Source organism: Caballeronia sp. INML2 (genome assembly GCF_023631365.1).
Classification (GTDB): Bacteria; Pseudomonadota; Gammaproteobacteria; order Burkholderiales; family Burkholderiaceae; genus Caballeronia; species Caballeronia turbans.
The window spans coordinates 1-974 of the sequence record NZ_JALQDH010000193.1; the positions used below are offsets into that span (position 1 = coordinate 1).

1 pseudogene is annotated in these 974 nt (G+C 57.0%); it reads left to right on the forward strand.

Annotated features, from left to right (window positions below):
* A pseudogene (locus tag NCT32_RS36935) lies at positions 1–941 on the forward strand (IS3 family transposase); the annotation flags it as partial.
* Positions 942–974: the final 33 nt, after the last annotated feature.

Below are 974 nucleotides of genomic sequence, written 5' to 3' on the forward strand. Positions count from 1 at the left end.
AAGGAGAACGAATACCTGCGCGCGGAGGTGGCGTACCTAAAAAAGCTCGATGCGCTGCTCAAGGAGAAAGCGCGGGCAGCGCAAAGGAAAAAGCGCAAATAGTGCAGGACCTCCGGGAGCACCATCCTCTGGCAGCCCTTCTGAAGGCCGCAGGTCTGGTCCGCAGCACGTTCTACTATCAGTTGAAGGCGCTGGACAGGGGCGAGCGGCACGCTGGTCTGAAGGAGAAGATCCGAACCTTGTATGAGCACCACAAGGGTCGCTACGGCTACCGTCGCATCACGGCTGCAATCCGGCAGGCCGGAGAACTCGTCAACCACAAGACGGTGCAGCGGCTGATGGGGCAACTCCAGTTGAAGTCACTGGTGCGCCCGAAGAAATACCGTTCCTGGCGGGGCGAAGTGGGTCGTGCTGCACCCAATCTGTTGCAAAGACAATTCAAAGCTGACGGCCCCAACCAGAAGTGGGTGACCGATGTGACCGAATTCAAAGTCGGCGCGCAGAGGCTTTATCTATCGCCCGTGATGGATCTGTATAACGGCGAGATCGTGGCGTATCAGATGGACTCGCGACCCAGCTTCGAGTTGGTCAGCGGCATGCTGAAAAAGGCATTGACCCGACTTCGAGGCAACGAGCGACCACTGCTGCATTCAGATCAGGGTTGGCAATACCGGATGCCGGCATTTAGCCGGCTACTCAAGCAACGCCAATTGCCGCAAAGCATGTCGAGCAAGGCCAACTGTCTGGACAACGCCGCCATGGAGAGCTTCTTCGGCACACTCAAGTCCGAGTGCTTTAGACTAGACCGGTTCACCAGTGTGGACCGCTTGCGCGACGCGCTGAATCGCTACATCCACTACTACAACCACGAACGCATCAAACTCAAACTAAAAGGCCTGAGTCCCGTGCAATACAGAACTCAGGCCTTGGCTACCCGCTAGACTTTAACCGTCCAACTTCGCGGGGTCAGTTCA